Raw genomic sequence first — 14,384 nt, 5'->3', positions numbered from 1 at the left:
CCGACACCCATGACCTTCACGATGTACAGCACCCCCTGGTGCGGCTACTGCCACCGGCTCCGCGGCCAGCTCGACCGGGAGGGCATCGCCTACGAGGTGGTCGACATCGAGCAGCAGCCCGACGCGGCGCTGATCGTCGAGCAGGCCAACAACGGCAACCAGACGGTCCCGACCCTGGTCTTCGCCGACGGCTCCGCGCAGACCAACCCGAGCCTGGCCCAGGTCAAGGAGAAGCTCGCCGCGCTGGCCTGACGCACGACGGTCCGGGCGTCACCAGCCGCCCGGCAGCGGGGCGCCGTACCAGTCCTCGATGAGCGAGGACGAGATCGAGATGCCGGCCGGGATGAGGACCTCCCCGGACTCGCAGCCCGCCCGGAGCTCGTCGCGGGTGAACCAGCGGGCGTCGGCGATCTCGGCCCCGTCGACGTCGATGTCGGTGGTGACCGCGACCCCGCGGAAGCCGATCATCAGGCTGGCCGGCAGCGGCCACGGCTGGTTGCCGAAGTAGGTCACGTCGCCCACGGTGACGCCGACCTCCTCCAGCACCTCGCGGCGTACGGCGTCCTCGAAGGTCTCCCCCGGCTCGACGAAACCGGCCAGCGTCGAGTAGCGCCCCTGCGGCCACACGGCCTGGTGGCCGAGCAGCAGCCGCTCGTCGGCGGACCCGGGCTCGCCGTGGGTGATCGCCATGATGACCGCCGGGTCGGTGCGCGGGAACTGCTGGCGGCCGCACCCGGTGCAGCCGAGCTCGTGGCCGGCGTGCCGGGACTCCAGCGCCGAGCCGCAGCGGGGGCAGTGCCGGGTCACCCAGTGCCACTCCGCGAGGCCGACCGCGTGGAACAGCCACGGAGCCGCGCCGGGGTCGGCGACCAGCGCGGGGAGCAGCCCCCGCAGCGGCACCCACTCCTCCCGCTCGCCGGGCACGTCGTCGGGGTCGGCGAGCACCGCGAACCGGGTCACCCCGTCGCGCTCGCCGAGCAGCACCCGGGTGCCCGCCGGCGCGTGTGCCGGAGCCACCCAGCCGAGGTCTCCGTCGACCGGGCGCAGCCGGTTGCCGGCGATGACCAGCACCTTCGTGCCCGGGTCGGCCCAGCGCTCGTCGAGCCACGCCTCGTCGGTGCGACGTTCCCCCACCCGGTTGTGCGCGTGGGCGGAGAGGGCCAGGTGCGGGAGGCTGCGCTGGGGGCTGCTGTCGTTCACGCCCGCCACGCTACTGGCCCGTGGGTCGTGCCTGTGGTCCTGCCATATCGTCGGCCCATGAGCACCCACATCGGCGCCAGTGCCGGCGAGATCGCCCCCGTCGTCCTCATGCCCGGGGACCCCCTCCGAGCGAGGTGGATCGCGGAGAACTTCCTCGACGACGCGCAGTGCTACACCGAGGTCCGCGGCATGTACGGCTACACCGGCACGTGGCGCGGCCACCGGGTCTCCGTCCAGGGCTCGGGCATGGGGCAGCCCTCGCTGGCGATCTACGCCACCGAGCTCTTCCGTGAGTACGACGTGCAGTCGATCGTCCGCGTCGGCTCCTGCGGTGCGCTCACCGAGGCGGTGGCCGTGCGCGACGTGATCATCGCCAGCGGCGCGTGCACCGACTCCTCGATGAACACGCACCGCTTCCACGGCTACGACTACGCCCCCGTCGCCGACTTCCACCTGCTCCGTCGGGCGTACGACGCCGCAGCGGCGCTGCCGGACACCACGACGCACGTGGGGCTCATCTTCTCCAGCGACTCGTTCTACTCGCCGCGCGTCGAGCTGATGGCGCCGATGGTCGACCACGGGGTCCTGGCCGTCGAGATGGAGGCCAGCGCGCTCTACACGCTCGCCGCCGCCCACGGGCGCGCCGCGCTGGCGATCTGCACCGTCTCCGACCACATCGTCACCGGTGAGGAGACCACCTCGCAGGAGCGCGAGCAGACCTTCGGCGCGATGATCGAGATAGCGCTCACCGCCGCCCTGCCCGACTGACCGCCCGACGACGCACGCTGACTGGCGGCGGCCGACAGGGGGATCGCCGTACCGACTGTCACGGGCCGCCAGTCAGCGTGGGCGCCGGATGCGGGCCGGCGACCTCGATGCGTCAGAGCAGCTCGACCTCGAGACCGGCGAGCGTGGCGGGGTCGCCCAGCATCTCGACCCGGGTGATGACCCCGTCGGCGATGGTGAGCACCCACGCCGACCTCGTCGTCCCTCCCGGCGCCCAGACGGCGGCGGGCAGGCCGTCGACGTACGCCGCCTGGGCGGCGGCCGCCCGGCCGCTGAACACCTCGGCGACCGCCTCGCGGCCGTGCATGACGGGGTCGAGCACGGGCGCCCCGAGGTGACGTCGGGTCGCGGCGGCGCTGACCGAGAACGCGTCCGCGCGCAGCTCGATGTCGGGGTCGAGCATCGTGAGCAGGCGCTCGAAGCGGCCCTCCCGGGCAGCCTCCAGGAAGGCGTCGACGACCTCCCGCTGGCGCCGACGGTCCGGCTCCGACTCGCCGCCGCGGACCTTGCGCCGGGCACGGGAGGCGAGCTGGCGCGCGTTGCCCGGGCTGGTGTCGACGATCGGCGCCACCTGGTCGAAGGGCACCCCGAAGAGGTCGTGCAGCACGAAGGCCAGCCGTTCGTTCGGACCGAGCTGGTCGAGCACCACCAGCAGGGCGGCGCCCACCGCGTCGGCCGTGACCGCCTGGTCGGCGGGGTCCGGCTCGTGCGCGTCGACGACCTCCGGCACCTCGCCCACGGGGTGCTCCCGTCGGGTCGAGCCGGACTTGAGGGTGTCGAGGCAGATCCGCGACACCACCGTGGTCAGCCAGCCGTCGAGGTTGTCGATGCCGTCGGGCTCGCTGCGGTGCAGGCGCAGCCACGCCTCCTGCACCGCGTCGTCGGCGGCGGCGTGGGTGCCGAGCATCCGCACCGCCACCGCGTGCAGCCGCGGGCGCACGCGCTCGAACCGGCCGGCCAGCGCCTCGTCGTCGGTCATGTCCTCATCCTCCCGCGTCCGGCCGGACCCACCCGGCTCCGTCGACGACATGACGAGCGGCGGGCGACGGGTGTGACACCGGCGCTCAGCCGCTGACGATGCGCTCCAGCCCGTCGCGGCCGGGGAGGTCGTCGGGCTCCACCGTCTGTCCCGAGCGGACGTAGTGGAACACCGCGCGCACCCGCTCGAGCGGGGTGCCGGTCAGCTCGGCCCACGCGAGCCGGTAGATCGCGAGCTGGAGCGGGTCGGCCGTCGCCGTCCTGTTGGTCTTCCAGTCGACGACGACGAAGCCGCGCTCGCCGTCGACGTCCTCGGCGTAGACCGCGTCGATCCGGCCGCGGACCACCTGACCGGCCAGCACCAGCGCGAACGGCGCCTCGACGGCGTGCGGCACGCGCTCGGCGTACGGGCCGGACTCGAAGCGGGCGACCAGCTCGGCCAGCTCGGACTCGTCGTCGATGCCCGCGTCGGCGCGCCCCTCCAGCTCGTCGTAGGGGATGAGCTCGGGCTGGCCGAAGCGGGACTCGACCCACGCGTGGAAGCGGGTGCCGAAACGCGCCGCCGACGACGGCTTGCGCGGCATCGGACGGGCCAGGTCGCGGGCGAACAGCTGGGGGTCGTCGCGCAGCCGGCTCATCGCGGTCGCGGACAGGCTGGAGGGCAGCTCGACGCGGATCTGGCCGCCGCGGTCGGCCCTGGCCTCGGCCAGCAGCCGCTCGATGGCGGCGTCCCAGTCGGCGACCTGGCCGGCCGTCACGACGTCGAGCCCCTCGTCGGGCGCGTCGAGCTCGACGGAGCGGACGGCCTCGGCCGCGGCGAGGCGCAGCCGGGCCTCCCGGCCGATACCGGTCAGCGGCCACGGTCGCGACGGGTCGTCGCCGGCGTAGGGGTGGACGGCGTCCCTCGCCGGCTTGTCGAGCCAGCCGGCGACCTCCTCGCCCCACCCCTCGATGACGTCACGCATCGTCTCCTGGAAGGGCGAGGGCCCGAACGGGGTCTTGCGGGCGTTCCAGAGGAACGAGGTCACCCACATCTCGTGCTCGGCCCGGGTGAAGGCGACGTAGCCCAGCCGGAGCTCCTCGGTGGCCTCGTGCTGCTTGGAGGCCGCGCGGTAGGCGTCGAGGGCGGCCTTGTCGTAGCCCTGGAGCTGCGGCAGGTCGCGGGCGTCACCGCGCAGCGGCGCCGGCATCACCGACGGGGAGGAGGTCCACAGGGTGCGGCCCCGGTTGGACGGGAACCGGGTCTCCCCCACCCCGACGAGGAACACCGAGTGCCACTCGAGGCCCTTGGACCGGTGCACCGTGAGCAGCTTGACCGAGTCGGCCTCGGTCGGCGTCGCGGCGTCGAGGCCGTTGCCCTGGTCGTCCTCGGCGGTGAGGTAGGCCAGCAGCGCGGGAAGGCTGACGTCGCCGTCGACCGCCTGGAACTCGGCGACCGCCTTGACGAACAGGTCGAGGTTGTCGCGCCGGGCCAGGGCCGCCGGCCCGACCGCGGAGGAGAGCTCGATGTCGACGCCGGAGGTGTCGATGACACGGCGGACGACGTCGAGCAGCGGCTCGGAGACGTGCGCGCGCAGCATCCGCAGCTCACCGGCCAGCAGGGCGAACCGCTCGCGGGCCTCGGTCGAGTAGGGCAGGTCCGCGCCGGGGTCCTCCAGGGCGTCACCGAGCGCCGGCACCTCGGCCGGGTCGACGCCGTCGGCGATCTCGAGGAGCTGGTCGCCGATGTCGGCGGCCTCGGGGGCGCGACCGCGACCGCCCGACAGGTCACCGGCGCGCTGGGCGAGCAGGTGCAGGTCGCGCGGTCCCACCGCCCATCGCGGTCCGGTGAGGAGGGTCAGCAGCGAGGCGTTGGCCGTGACGTCGTGCATCAGGTGCAGGGTCGCCACGATCTCGGCCACCTCGGGCAGCCGCAGCAGCCCGGAGAGCCCGACGATCTCGACCGGGACATCGGCACCGGTGAGGGCGTCGAAGACCTCCTCGGCGTGGGCGTTGTCGCGGGTGAGCACCCCTAGCCGCGACCAGTCGCCGGTGCGACCGTGTGCCCCACGGACCCGCTCGACCAGGGCGGCGAGCTCCTCGCGGTGGGTCTCGTAGACCTGGGTCTGCACGACGCCGGACGCCGCGCCCTCCTTGGCGACCAGCGGGGAGACCTGCGGGAAGGCGTCGTAGAGCGGCCGGGCCAGGACGTTGGCGAGGTCGAGGATGCGGGCGTCGGAGCGTCGGTTGACGGTGAGCGGGAGGACCGGCACCTCGCCGCGGGCAGCCGGGAACGTCTCGGCGAAGTTGAGGATGTTGGACACCGAGGCCCCCCGCCAGCCGTAGATCGCCTGGTTGGGGTCCCCCACCGCGGTGACGGCGTGGCCGAGCCCGGACGCCTCGTCGGGCCCGGAGAACAGCCGGGAGAGCATGAGGGCCTGGGCGACGGACGTGTCCTGGTATTCGTCCAGCAGGACCACACGGAACTTGTCGCGCTCGGCGGCGCCGACGTCGGGTTGCTCGTCGGCGAGCCGGGCGCCGAGGGCGATCTGGTCGGAGAAGTCCATGAGCCCGAGGTCGGCCTTGAGCCGGCGGTAGCTCTCGACCAGCCCGAGCAGCTCGGCCCGACGGTCGATGGCGGAGACGGCCCTGTCGATCTGCTCGAGGTAGGTCGCGCGGTGCTTGCCCTGTGCCTCCTCCAGGCGAGCGGCCAGGAAACCCGGCCGCTCCGCGGCGTCGAAGGCGCGCACCTCCGCGGGCGAGCGCAGGTGCTCGCTCATCGTCGAGTCGAGGGCGAGGAGGTTCTGGATGGCGGTCTCGGCGTGGTCGGTGAGGTGCTCGACGACACCGGTGTAGCGGTCCACCACCCGGGCGCCGAGCTGGTAGCGCGCGGCGTCGGTGACCACCCGGGTGTCGGGCTCGTGGCCGATGCGCAGGCCGTGCTCGGTGAGCAGGTTGGCGGCATAGGCGTTGTAGGTCGCCACCGTCGGCTCGAGGACGTCCTCCTCGTCGTCACGGGGCGCGGCGTCCAGGACCCCGGCCGTGACGAGGGCGGCACGGATGCGGGTGCGCAGCTCGCCGGCGGCCTTGGTGGTGAAGGTGAGGCCGAGGATCTGGTCCGGACGCACCTGCCCGGTGACCACGAGGTAGACCACGCGGGCGGCCATCAGGGTGGTCTTGCCCGAGCCCGCACCGGCGATGACGACCGCGGGAGAGAGCGGTGCGGTGATGGCGGCCCACTGCTGGGGGCTCGGCGCGAAGGATGCCTGCATCACCGCCTGGAGCTGCTCCGGGGTGTCGATGCGCAGCGCGGGACGGGCGCCCGCGACGGTCGTGGCGGTCACTGGGTCACCACCGATCCGGCGCCCTTGGCGGGGCACAACGAGACGTAGGGGCAGTCCTTGCAGTGGTCTCCGGGGATGGCGGGGAACTCCTCACGGCGCAGGTAGCCGGCGGCGACCGACAGCGCGGCGTGCAGCTCGTCGCGCTCGGGCGAGTCGTCGGGCTGCGGGTCCTGGCGCTGCTCGACGGCCGACGGGTTGTCGTCGAGGGATCCCAGCTGCACGAGGAACGCGCCTCCCGACGCCGCGCCGGGCACGACCTCGTCGACGGCGCCGCGATCGACCGCGAGCTGGTAGAGGGCGAGCTGGGAGTCGCGCTGGACGGCCTTGCCGGACGGCTTGGTGCGACCGGTCTTGAGGTCCACGACGACCACGCGGCCGTCGTGGTCGACCTCGAGGCGGTCGACGTAGCCACCGAGCCGGACCTGCTCGCCGTCGGCGAGCTCGACGACGGTGGTGAACCTCGCCTCCGTGCCCACGAGGGTGCGGGGGTTGGAGTGGTGCCAGGCGAGGAACCGGGCCAGGGCCGACCGCACCCGGGCGTGCTCGCGGGCGGCGGCCCACGGCGTGCGGAACTCCAGGCGCTGCCACACGGCGTCGACGTGCTCCATGAGCAGGTCGGCGTCGTCGGGGCCGGCCACCAGGTCGCCGGTGCCGACCCGCTCGGCGAGGGCGTGCACGATCTGGCCCAGGTTGGCCGACTGGTGGGAGCGCGACACCCCGCCGGCCTCGCGGGAGAGGAAGTGCTGGGTGGGGCAGGTCATCAGCCCCGACAGCGTGCTGGCCGAGAGCGGCACCGGCTGGTCGGCCGGGCGCACGGGGTGGGCGGAGAGGCTGGCGGCCCGGGTGCCCCACCACGTGGCGGGATCAGCCTGCGGCACCAAGGACCGTCCGCCGACCGACTCCCGCGCCAGGGCCTTGAGGCGGCGCGCGGCGGCCTCGGCCAGCGCGGGCGGGGTGTCGGGGTCGGCGAGGTGCTGGCGCAGGTCGCTGACCAGGCCCGCCATCGAGAGCGGACGTCGGGGGCGGCCGCTGTGGTGGACGGCCGGGATCTGCAGCTCGCCCAGGAACCTGGACGGCTGCTCGCCCTCGTCGTCGGCCGAGGCAACCGCGGTGACCACCAGCCGCTGGCGGGCGCGGGTGCAGGCGACGTAGAAGAGGCGACGCTCCTCGGTGAGGAGCTCGCGCGTGCTGACCGGAGGCACCAGGCCGTCGGCGCGGATCCGGTCGGCCTGGAGCAGGGTGCTGCGCCGGCGGAGGTCGGGCCAGACGTCCTGCTGGACGTGGGCGACCACCACCAGGCGCCACTCCAGGCCCTTGGCCCGGTGGGCGGTGAGCAGCCGCACCGACGCACCGCGGACCCCGCGCTCGGCCAGGGTGTCTCCCGGGATCTGCTGGGCGACCAGGGTCGCGAGGAAGTTGGCGATGCCGAGGTGGTCCTTGCGCTCCTCGGCCCGCGCCGCGGCCTCGAAGAGGGCCACCACGGCGTCGAGGTCGCGGTGGGCGCGCCGGGCGGCCGCGCCGCCCAGCTCGACGCCGCGCCGCAGGCGCTCGGGCCACGAGGTGCCCGACCACAGCAGCCACAGCACCTCCTCGGCGGTGTCACCGTCGGACTGGGCGGCCCGCGCACTCCAGAGCAGGGTCACGAACGCACGGGCCCGGTCGACCTCGGGGCCCTCCAGCCCGGTGAGGAAGCCGGGGTCGACGAGCACCTGGCGGACCAGCTCGCGGGAGCGGCGCGGAGCCCGCTCCTCGGTCTTGGCCGCGACCTTCTCCCGGGCCCTCAGCAGCCGGCCGAGCCGGCGCAGCTGACCGGCGTCGAGGCCGGCGAGCGGACCGAGCAGCATCGCCTCCGCCCGGGAGGGGTCGATGAAGTCGACGTGGTCGCCGTCCTCGTTGTCGAGGTTGAGGATGGCTCGCAGTGCGTCGAGCAGCGGCAGGGCGGCCGGGTCACGCACGAGCGGGACGTCGTCGCCCGCCACCTCGACGGGCACCCCGGCACCGCCGAGCGAGCGACGCAGCCCGGGGATCGACGTGCGGCCCGAGCGGACCAGGACCGCCATGTCGTCCCACGCGATGCCGTCCTCGAGGTGGGCGCGACGCAGCAGGTCGGCCAGGTGCTCGGCCTCGGCACGCTCGGTGTCGAAGGTGAGCACCTCGACCCGGCCGTCGCCGTGCGCACCGGACTCGGCCACCGGGGCGGCGAAGTCGGCGCGCGCCGCCTCCGGGATGGTGCCGGGCAGGGCGATGCCGCCGGCGATGCGCTGGGCGGCCAGCAGAAGCCTCGGCCCGAACCGGCGGGTCGTGCGCAGCGCCACCACCTGGGCGGGCGACCCGTCGGCGGCGGGGAACGTCGTGGGGAACTCGAGGATGCCGCGCACCTCCGCCCCCCGGAAGCCGTAGATCGACTGGTGGGGGTCGCCGACGACGGTGAGGTTGCGCCCATCGCCCGCCAGCTCCCGGAGCAGGGCGACCTGCCCGGGGTCGGTGTCCTGGTACTCGTCGACGAAGACGTGGGTGAAGCGGGCGCGGAGCTCGGCGCGGTGCTCACCGGCCAGGGCGGTCGCGCGCCGGATGAGGTCGGAGTAGTCGATCGCGCTCTGGGCGTCGAGGTTGTCGAGGTATTGCTGCATGAACAGACCGGCCGCGACCAGCTCGGGTGCGCCCTCGTCGCGCCCCATCGCCACCAGCCCGCGGTCGTCGAGGCCGTTGTCACGGGCCCGCCCGAGCACCGCCTGCACCTCGCGGGCGAATCCCCGCGTGCCGACCGCGCGCGCCAGGGACTCCGGCCAGGCGACCGACTCGGGGTGGTCCGTGAGGAGCTCGCGCATGACCACGTCGGCCTCGGGCGCGGACAGCAGCCGCAGCGGGCCGTCGTAGACGCCGGCAGGCGTGTAGGTCCGCACCAGGCCGTAGGCGAAGGAGTGGAACGTCGAGCTCAGCGTGGTCGTGCTGGTGCGCCCGAGGCGGGCGGTGACCCGGTCGCGCAGCTGCTCGGCCGCCTTGCGGGAGAAGGTCAGGGCCAGCACCTCGTCCGGGCCGGCGCCGCGCTGCTCGATGCGGTCGACGATGGCCTCGACCAGGGTGGTGGTCTTGCCGGTGCCTGGCCCGGCCAGCACCAGCATCGGGCCACCGGGGTGGTCGACCACGCGCTGCTGGTGGGCGTCGAGGACCGGTCCGGCCACCTGTCCGGGCTGGCTGCGCTCGAGCCGGTAGGTCGGCCTCGCGAGGTGCTGCCCGGGGTGCTGGATGGTCACGGGACGACCCAACCAGACGACACCGACAACAGGGCGCGGGCGGGGGTCACACGTCCGTGGGGCGCTCGTTGTAGACCCCGGCCTCCTCCTGGCCGGACAGTCCCCCGATCGCGGCCATGACCCGGTCGGTGAGGTCGCGTCGCGCGCGACCGGAGGGCACGCCGTCGTACTCCCCCGCGACGTCGATCGGAGGGCCGAAGTGCACGGTGACCGACGCCAGCCGCGGCAGGGTCGAGCCCACCGGCTGGATGTCCTGGGTGCCGGTCAGGCCGACGGGCACGACCGGGCAGCCCGCGGTGAGGGCGAGGTGGGCGACGCCGGTCCGGCCGCGGTAGAGCCGGCCGTCGCGCGAGCGGGTGCCCTCGGGGTAGATCCCGAACGCCTCCCCGCGGCCGAGCACCTCCAGCGCCGTGTCGAGGCTGGCGATCGCGGCCTTGGTGTCGTCGCGGTCGACCGGCAGCATGCCGAGCCCCTCGAACCACGCCCGCTGCATCGCGCCCCGGACGCCGGTGCCGGTGAAGTAGTCCGACTTGGCGAGGAACACCACCTTGCGCGGGGCGACGACCGGGATCACCACGCTGTCCACGAAGGAGAGGTGGTTGCTGGCCAGGATCACCGCCCCGCTGCGGGGCACGTGCTCGAGACCGGTGACGGTCGGTCGCCAGACGGCCTTGGCCACCGGCGGCACGACCGTGTGCAGCACGCGATACATCATGGCGCCCATTGTGGCCCCGACCCGGCCCAGGGCCGTGCGGGGCTCCGCGCCCCGGACGGACCGGGCGCCGGCGACCCAGTCGTGCTGCGACCTCAGACCTCGTCCGACGACGCCTCACGCAGGGCGAGCCCCGCGGTCACGAGGACGCCGGCGACCGTCACCAGCGCGACGGTCCACAGCGCGGGCTGCTCCGGGGCGGAGCCCAGCCCGCGTGCCGCGACCCACGCGACCGGGAGGACGAGCAGCGCCAGCAGCGCGCGGCGTACCCAGAGCAGCGCGACCCGCCGGTCGACGGCGAGCCGCGCCGGACCGTACGACGCCAACAGTGCGGCCACGTGGGCCCCCAGCAGGGCCGCGCCGGCGAGCAGCACGGTCGGTTGCAGCGGGTCGGCGACACGCACGCCCCACCAGCCGACGACCAGGACGAGCACGACCTGACCGACCGCCGACTCCGGGGCGACGCCCCACCCCAGCGCCAGCACGGCGAGCACCAGCAGGAATGGCGTGGCCGGACGCTGACCCGCGGCGGCGACCGCGAGGAGCGGCAGCAGCACCACCAGGACCCTCGCGGCGACCGCCGACGGCTGCCACTGCCGGACCCGGTTCACCGGGCACGCACCCGGGGTTGCTGGGCCCGCCGGGCCAGGCGGTGCAGGACGTCGTCGACGGTGCCGGGACCACGCCACGGCACGACCGGGCAGCCGAGGCCCGCCAGCCGATCGAGGAGGTTGTCCCGCTCGACCCGCCGCATCCGCCACGCGAGCCCCGCCCGCGACCGGGGGCCGCCGAGCTCGTCGAGGTCGCGCTCCCCGAGCGTGTCGATGACGAGCACCGGCACGCCCCGACGGACCAGCATCGCCGTCGCGGTGACGACGGGCGCGTCCAGCATCGGCGAGAGGACGTAGACGACGCAGTCGCCCTGGACCCCGAGCTCGAGGGCTGCGTCCTCGTCCACCTGACGGTTCGCCGGGACGACCCGGGCGAGGGTGCCGGCCAGGCGGTGGAGGTGCCGGGTGCCGGTGCCGAGCGGGACCCGGGCGTCGCCCGGTCCGAGGACCCGCAGCCCCACTCGGTCGCCGACCCGGACGTGGTGCTCGGCGAGCGCCGACGCGGCCCGCACCGTGAGGTCCAGGCTGCTGGCGGGCCCGTCGACGCCCCCGCTGTGCCCGAGCTCGCGGAAGGCGTCCACGACGACGAGGACCCCCGAGTCCTGCTCGGCCCGGGTGGTCACGACCTGCAGCGAGCCGGTGCGCAGCGAGACCGGCCAGTGGATCCGGCGCAGCCGGTCTCCGGCCGCGAAGCCCCGGATCCCGCTGAACTCGGTCCCGCTGCCCACGCGGCGCGAGCGGTGCGCGCCGACCAGGCCGTCCGGCTGCGGCGCCTCGGCCCGGGAGTCGAAAGCGGCCGGCTGGGGCAGCACCGGGACGGTGACCGCCGGGACCGCCCGCGGCCCCCAGCGGAACCCGGCCCAGGCACCGGTGAGCGCGACCTGCTCGGCGCCGACGGGTCGGCGCCCCCAGCGGGTGACGCCGATGCCCGCCTCGGGCATGCCGTCGCGGAGGAGGCCGCCGACGACCCCCGACTGCGGGGAGAGGTCGACGTACGGCGGACGCTCCAGCACGCGGGTCACGTGCTCGACCCCGTCGGCAGGCTCCACCACCAGGCCACTGGCCAGGCCCTGTCCCTCGTGCAGCCGCTGCACCCCGAGGTCGGGGACCAGGCGGGGCGTCGTGCGTGGCCGGTGCACCAGGCCGAGCACCGCCGGCACGAGGAAGGGCGCGGTCAGGACCACCAGCACCGGCGACCCGAGCGCGACCGCCCCGACCAGGCCCGCCGCCGCGACGGCGCAGGCCCGGGCCAGCGCGGGCGTGGCGACCCAGCGGGTCACCGTCGCCCCGCGGCCTGCTCCAGGGTGTGCGGGGTGGGGACGCTGGCGAGGACGGAGTCGACGATCCGAGGCCCCGACGCGGCGCTCATCCACAGCTCGGGGCGCACCGTGACGCGGTGGCCGAGCACGGCCCGGGCCACCGCCTTGACGTCCTCGGGCACGACGTAGTCGCGACCCCGGATGACCGCCCACCCGCGGGCCGCGAGCACCAGTCCCAGGCTCCCGCGGGGGGACGCCCCGGTGAGGGCCTCGGCGTGGCCGCGGGTGGCGGCGGCCAGGGCGACGCAGTAGCGGCCGACCGACTCGTCGACCTGCACCCGCTCGACCGCGGCCTGCAGGGCGGCCAGCCCCCGGGCGTCCGTCACCGGCTCGACCACGACCTCCTCGCGCTGGCGGGCCACCCGGCGCGCGACGACGTCGTACTCCTCGTCGGCGGTCGGGTAGCCGAAGTCGACGCGCATCAGGAAGCGGTCCAGCTGCGCCTCGGGCAGCGGGTAGGTGCCCTCGTACTCCACCGGGTTGGCGGTGGCGAGCACGTGGAAGGGCCGCGGCAGCAGGTGCGTCTCCCCCTCCACGGTGACCTGCCCCTCCTGCATGGCCTCGAGCAGCGCGGCCTGCGTCTTGGGCGGGGTCCGGTTGATCTCGTCGGCCAGCAGCAAACCGGTGAACAGCGGTCCCGCGCGGAAGGAGAAGTCGCCGCTGCGCTGGTCGTAGACGTAGGACCCGGTGAGGTCGGCCGGCAGCAGGTCGGGCGTGAACTGGGCCCGGGCGAAGTCCAGGCCGAGGGCCTGGGCGAAGGAGCGCGCGGCCAGGGTCTTGCCGAGCCCCGGGAAGTCCTCGATGAGGACGTGGCCCTTGGCCAGGACCGCGGCCAGCACCAGGCTGAGTGCCTGCCGCTTGCCCACGACGGCCTGACCCACCCGGTCCAGCACGTCGGCCGCGACGCGGGTCGCCTCCTGGGTGGTCAGCGGGACGGCGTCATCTGTCACGGAGTGCCTCGATCCTGGTCAGGTAGCGGTCGATGTCGTCGGGGGTGAGCCGGCGCGCGGGCTGCTGGGCGAGGTCGCGCAGCACCGGGTCGGCGAGGTCGGGGTCGCGGGAGCGGGCCAGCGCCACCAGGCGGTCGCGCAGTGCCGGTCCGGGGTCGCGGGAGTCGAGGTGGCTGTCGAGGACCCGGCTGTACGTCGTGGCCTCCCCGGGGTCCGCCCGCACGAACGGCGGCAGGCCGGAGTCCCAGCCCGCGGCCTGGGTGCCGGCCGCGTCGAGGAGCAACCACAGCAGGGCCGCCACCGCGGTCGCGAGCAGGGCCCAGCCCAGCAGGCGGGGCCCGAAGTCCAGGAGGGTGAGCACGACCTGGCCGACGACGACCACCAGGGCGAGGAGTACGGCGCGGGCCCACCAGGCCCGCAGGAGCGGGCTGCTCACCGGACCGCCCCGACGCTCGCGCGGATCCGGGCCAGCGCGTCGACGGCCGCCCGGCGCTCCACCTCGCCCACCTCGTGGCCGCTGAAGCGGGCCTCGCGGTAGAGCTCCAGCAGCCGGGTCACCGCCTCCCGGTCGACGTCGGCGGCGTCCAGCATCCGCAACGCCAGCTCCGAGGAGGTCTCCCACTCCCGGCGGGCCATCCCCGCGCGCGCGGCCTGCAGCTCGAAGCGGTGCCAGCACTCCACGATCGCGTTGCGCGGCTCACCTCCCTCGAGCACCCGCGCCTGCTCGTCGGCGTCCAGTGCCATGGCGGCGGCGATCCGCTGCCGGTCGTCGAGCGCCTCGAACTCGCCGGTGGCCGCCTCCTCGCGGGTCCCGCGCCGGGCGAAGGCCGTGTGCAGGCGGCGTACGACGAGGACGGCGACCAGCACCATCCCGGCGAGGGCGGCGAGCTGCACGGCGCCGCCGACCACGTTGAGGAGCACCCGCACCCAGGTCGGCGGGTCGGCCTGCTCGACGTCGTCGCGGGTCGTGCCCGCGGTGTCGATGGGCGCGTCCTCCGTCGCGGTGGTCGTCGTCTCCTGGCTGATCTGCGGGCCGTCACCGGTGAAGACGTCCTGGGGTCCCACGAGGGCGGCCCACGCGACCAGGACCACGAGCACACAGGCACCGGCCACGGCCAGGGCAGCGACGACGGCGGGCCTCCTCATGGCGGCGACCCTAGCCCGCGACCGTGCCGCGAGGGGTGAGGCATGACCGGCAGCTCCGCCCCCCACGAGACGGAGCCGCCGGCGACTGTCGCGAGCGGGTCAGCG

General features: G+C 74.9%; 12 protein-coding genes. 2 read left to right on the top strand and 10 right to left on the bottom strand.

Annotation, left to right across the window (positions count from 1 at the left end; genetic code table 11):
- Positions 1 to 9: 9 nt before the first annotated feature.
- Complete coding sequence (locus DAE25_RS05155) at positions 10 to 252, top strand: mycoredoxin (RefSeq protein ID WP_056888587.1); 243 nt, start codon at positions 10 to 12, stop codon at positions 250 to 252.
- Positions 253 to 270: 18 nt separating this feature from the next.
- On the opposite strand, the gene nudC is transcribed toward DAE25_RS05155, so the two are convergent.
- A complete protein-coding gene (gene nudC / locus DAE25_RS05150; protein WP_107765157.1) occupies positions 271 to 1,200 on the bottom strand; it encodes an NAD(+) diphosphatase in 930 nt (309 codons plus the stop codon).
- A gap of 57 nt (positions 1,201 to 1,257) precedes the next feature.
- Between nudC and deoD the strand changes: the two genes are divergently transcribed.
- Complete coding sequence (gene deoD / locus DAE25_RS05145; protein WP_107765156.1) at positions 1,258 to 1,968, top strand: purine-nucleoside phosphorylase; 711 nt, start codon at positions 1,258 to 1,260, stop codon at positions 1,966 to 1,968.
- A gap of 112 nt (positions 1,969 to 2,080) precedes the next feature.
- Here the strand turns inward: deoD and DAE25_RS05140 are convergent, their stop codons facing one another.
- The 9 genes from DAE25_RS05140 to DAE25_RS05100 all read right to left on the bottom strand — a co-directional run bounded on the left by DAE25_RS05140 (position 2,081) and on the right by DAE25_RS05100 (position 14,279).
- The gene (locus DAE25_RS05140) at positions 2,081 to 2,965 is read right to left on the bottom strand and encodes a sigma-70 family RNA polymerase sigma factor (RefSeq protein ID WP_107765155.1); all 885 of its coding nucleotides are present in this window, start codon (positions 2,963 to 2,965) and stop codon (positions 2,081 to 2,083) included.
- Between the two features lie 85 nt (positions 2,966 to 3,050).
- A complete protein-coding gene (locus tag DAE25_RS05135) occupies positions 3,051 to 6,215 on the bottom strand; it encodes an ATP-dependent DNA helicase (RefSeq protein ID WP_107765437.1) in 3,165 nt (1,054 codons plus the stop codon).
- Between the two features lie 68 nt (positions 6,216 to 6,283).
- Complete coding sequence (locus tag DAE25_RS05130; protein ID WP_234410863.1) at positions 6,284 to 9,541, bottom strand: ATP-dependent helicase; 3,258 nt, start codon at positions 9,539 to 9,541, stop codon at positions 6,284 to 6,286.
- 46 nt (positions 9,542 to 9,587) lie between these two features.
- Positions 9,588 to 10,256, bottom strand: coding sequence for a lysophospholipid acyltransferase family protein (locus DAE25_RS05125; RefSeq protein ID WP_234410862.1), 669 nt, complete (start codon positions 10,254 to 10,256; stop codon positions 9,588 to 9,590).
- A gap of 92 nt (positions 10,257 to 10,348) precedes the next feature.
- Positions 10,349 to 10,864: a hypothetical protein gene (locus DAE25_RS05120; RefSeq protein WP_107765154.1), complete on the bottom strand. Its 516-nt coding sequence runs from the start codon at positions 10,862 to 10,864 to the stop codon at positions 10,349 to 10,351.
- Positions 10,861 to 12,144: a DUF58 domain-containing protein gene (locus DAE25_RS05115; RefSeq protein ID WP_107765153.1), complete on the bottom strand. Its 1,284-nt coding sequence runs from the start codon at positions 12,142 to 12,144 to the stop codon at positions 10,861 to 10,863. Before DAE25_RS05115 ends, DAE25_RS05120 begins: the two co-directional genes overlap by 4 nt.
- Positions 12,141 to 13,133, bottom strand: coding sequence for an AAA family ATPase (locus DAE25_RS05110; protein ID WP_107765152.1), 993 nt, complete (start codon positions 13,131 to 13,133; stop codon positions 12,141 to 12,143). Before DAE25_RS05110 ends, DAE25_RS05115 begins: the two co-directional genes overlap by 4 nt.
- Positions 13,123 to 13,569, bottom strand: coding sequence for a hypothetical protein (locus DAE25_RS05105; protein ID WP_107765151.1), 447 nt, complete (start codon positions 13,567 to 13,569; stop codon positions 13,123 to 13,125). Before DAE25_RS05105 ends, DAE25_RS05110 begins: the two co-directional genes overlap by 11 nt.
- Complete coding sequence (locus DAE25_RS05100) at positions 13,566 to 14,279, bottom strand: DUF4129 domain-containing protein (RefSeq protein WP_159083584.1); 714 nt, start codon at positions 14,277 to 14,279, stop codon at positions 13,566 to 13,568. Before DAE25_RS05100 ends, DAE25_RS05105 begins: the two co-directional genes overlap by 4 nt.
- Between the last annotated feature and the right edge of the window lie 105 nt (positions 14,280 to 14,384).

Source organism: Nocardioides terrigena (genome assembly GCF_003047265.1).
GTDB lineage: Bacteria > Actinomycetota > Actinomycetes > Propionibacteriales > Nocardioidaceae > Nocardioides > Nocardioides terrigena.
This window is presented reverse-complemented; position numbering and strand designations above follow the sequence as displayed.